This window comes from Microbulbifer okhotskensis (assembly GCF_023895975.1).
Classification (GTDB): domain Bacteria; phylum Pseudomonadota; class Gammaproteobacteria; order Pseudomonadales; family Cellvibrionaceae; genus Microbulbifer; species Microbulbifer okhotskensis.
This window is the reverse complement of record NZ_JALBWM010000232.1, coordinates 1-2,653: the sequence shown is the minus strand read 5'-3', so window position 1 is coordinate 2,653 and position 2,653 is coordinate 1. Positions and strand designations below refer to the sequence as shown.

The following is a 2,653-nucleotide window of genomic DNA, read 5'->3' as shown; positions in this document are numbered from 1 at the left end:
CCCGCTGGAATTTCTAGTGGGTAAGCGTGTGTCGCTTATGTTGGCAATCTAGCTATTAATTCCCTTAGTCTTGGTAGTAGCTCTTTAAGCTCTCCAATTATCTGGTCATCTCTTGCTGCCAAATCAATAGTCAGAGCTGTAAGGCCATCATGGTAGCCAAAAGCTTCCCGGTAATATTGATCAATTGAGGTCTTTTCTAGCTCAGGATAGATTTCTTCATTCTGTCGATACCTAGCTCTCGATTCAGCTACATCCTCAGCAAACTCCTCTTCAGAGAAACCTTCTGGTGCTCCATCTTCAAGATCATCGAACATCCGAATTACGTCCCCAACCCCCATAGGTCTGACTGAAGAGCAAACATACTGCTGGGACCTTAACCAAGTGGGAGTCCATGTTGAAGAATCAATTGTCTCTTCAACACCTTGATCAGAAGAGAGATACTCACTTATATCAAAGGATTTAAGTTTCTTATACTCGGTATCATCCTCTCTAAAAGCAAGAAAAGGGAATTCCGTCTCTTCTGGAATTTCTAAGTCACAAACGTTCAGTTTAAATAAGTTGCCTCCGGTCAAATGTGATAACCAAGAGCAAGTATTTGATCGAGATGCCAGAAACTCAAATAGCGTCCTGTCTGGTTGCTTATTAAGTTTTTTATAGTCATCAATTCGAAACCGCTCCCTAGCTTTTAGGAAAGAAGATGTCATACCTATCTCTCTGTTATTAGCTCTGCTTTGCAAAAATTGGGACAACCTTTCCACTTCCCCGCATCTCATCAAGATAATTTGCCCACCACTGCATCATCTCTTTTCGCTCATCCATATAGCGAGCATGGTGGGTATATGCAGCCCGTACCCCATTCCTCTCCATGTGGGAAAGCTGCCTTTCAATGGCGTCAGGATTAAAGCCGGTCTCATTCAGGATTGAGGAAGCTGTAGCGCGGAAACCATGGGGGTTTGCCTTACTTTTTCCCTCTTGGGAGCCATCCCAGCCCATTTTAAAAATTGCCTTACGCATAGTGTTATCGGACATGGGCCGGGCCCTTTCGCGTTCAGAGGGGAAAAGCAGAGGATATTGGCCACTGATGGGCTTTAATTCCTCCAAGACAGCACCGGCTTGGGTAGATAGCGGTACTATATGATCCGTTCCCATCTTCATACGCTCGCCAGGGATACGCCATAGAGCAGACTCGAAGTCGAATTCTTCCCAGCGCGCACAACGCAATTCGCCAGGTCGAACAAAGGTAAGGATTAACAGCTGTATAGCTAGCTTGGTTAGTGCTCGCCCGCGCTCCTGATAAAAGTCCAGTTCTTTTAGAAAACTGGGTAATTCTTCGCGGGGAAGGGAGGCCCTGTGATTACTTTTACGGCCACGTAGAATGCCAGTTAATTCGCTGGCGGGGTTGTGAGTGAGTTTGCCAATTTGCACTGCATAACGACAAACCCGACGAATATCTTGCAGAACCCGCTGAGCAACATCCATTGCGTCCCGCTCTTCAATATCGCGAACAATGGCAATTACATCTTGGGGATGAATATCGGCAATTGGCTTTTGCCCTATTCGAAAGAAGGTGTTATCCCGTAACCGGGTCCATACACGGCTGGCATGCTCTTCTGTCCAGGTCCCTTTCTGGTGTTTCCACCACTCTTCCGCAACAGCAGCAAAGCTCAGGTCAATATTGACTCGTACTTGATGCTTTTCTACTCGTTTTTGTGCAGAGGGATCGCGTCCCTCTTCAAGTAACTGCTTTGCCTCAGTTACTTTCTTCCTTGCCTGCTTGAGGGTCACAGACGGGTAAACTCCCAAGGCGAGCGTCTTTTGCTTTCCTTGGAAGCGGTACTTAAGCCGCCAATACTTGGAACCGGTGGGTTTGATTAGCAGGCGTAATCCCTGCCCATCTGTAAGCCACTGATCCTTGTCGCTTGGTTTGGCCTGTTTGATTTGGGTATCTGTAAGGGCCATTGGTGCTACCAGTTTCTAAATTGAACCAGGTAGCACCAAATGTAGCACCAGATAGCACCGGATGACAATGAACTAGAGCGGAAGAGTGTGTACGTTCCAGATAGCAGAAAGCCCCGATTTACGGGGCTTTCTGAACGATTCCGAACTTTCTCGGATCTTGATTTGGTACCAGAGGCCGGACTCGAACCGGCACGCTTTTAAGGGCGGGGGATTTTGAACCCTCTGAAATACGATACATACCGGTGGATACCAGCATAAAACAAGCAGTTAGCAGCTTTTTCACGTACGTTCAGGGGCCCTTCAACTCGTTACCGTTGACACTTTGTTGACACTGAAGGGTGTAGAGTGGGTTCTTATCCAAGGCTTGCGATAGGTGACCGGGGGCCAGTTTTGCATAGCGTATTGTCATTGCTAATGTCTTGTGCCCCAAAATATCCTTGAGCTTCAGAATGTTCCCGTCATTGATCATAAAATGACTAGCAAACGTGTGACGTAGGACGTGTGTTAACTGCCCAGTCGGTAATTGTATGCGGGCTCTCTCTATTGCGTTCTTGAATGCGTCGTAGCTGTTTACGGGGAATAAGGGGCCGCTAGAGGGGCGGCCTTGGCGTATCTCGGATATGAGATCGGTAGCTATCGGAGGTAGTGTTCAGAATTCTGTGTCATTTCTTTACTATTAGCAAAAAAGAGATGA

At 47.0% G+C, this 2,653-nt stretch carries 3 protein-coding genes; all 3 read right to left on the bottom strand.

Going from position 1 to position 2,653, the window contains the following annotated elements; translation table 11 throughout:
- Window positions 1-35: 35 nt before the first annotated feature.
- The 3 genes from MO867_RS21490 to MO867_RS23720 all read right to left on the bottom strand — a co-directional run bounded on the left by MO867_RS21490 (window position 36) and on the right by MO867_RS23720 (window position 2,572).
- Window positions 36-572: a hypothetical protein gene (locus MO867_RS21490; RefSeq protein ID WP_252472954.1), complete on the bottom strand. Its 537-nt coding sequence runs from the start codon at window positions 570-572 to the stop codon at window positions 36-38.
- 148 nt (window positions 573-720) lie between these two features.
- Window positions 721-1,959: a tyrosine-type recombinase/integrase gene (locus tag MO867_RS21485; protein WP_252472952.1), complete on the bottom strand. Its 1,239-nt coding sequence runs from the start codon at window positions 1,957-1,959 to the stop codon at window positions 721-723.
- Between the two features lie 289 nt (window positions 1,960-2,248).
- Window positions 2,249-2,572, bottom strand: coding sequence for a tyrosine-type recombinase/integrase (locus MO867_RS23720; RefSeq protein WP_309143325.1), 324 nt, complete (start codon window positions 2,570-2,572; stop codon window positions 2,249-2,251).
- Window positions 2,573-2,653 lie beyond the last annotated feature (81 nt).